1 protein-coding gene is annotated in these 238 nt (G+C 50.0%); it reads left to right on the top strand.

What is annotated here, in order from left to right; genetic code table 11:
* A partial coding sequence (locus ACZ3HG_RS24785; RefSeq protein WP_465335188.1) for a ribosome recycling factor occupies nt 1-197 on the top strand: 197 nt, incomplete at its 5' end.
* Nucleotides 198-238 lie beyond the last annotated feature (41 nt).

Genomic DNA, 238 nt, shown 5'->3' with positions numbered 1-238 from the left:
CCGAGCAGGGCCGTGTGTCGGTACGTAACGTCCGTCGCGATGCCAACGATAAAATCAAAGCGCTGCTGAAAGATAAAGAGATCAGCGAAGACGACGAACGTCGTGCGCAGGATGAAGTGCAAAAAATGACCGATGCGTACATCAAGAAAGTTGATGCTGCACTGTCAGAAAAAGAGACGGAGCTGATGGATTTCTAATCCCATCACTGCCGGACAAAACGCCGTACAGAGAGGTATTC

It is taken from the genome of Erwinia sp. PME.40.26/001 (genome assembly GCF_055556675.1).
This window is presented reverse-complemented; position numbering and strand designations above follow the sequence as displayed.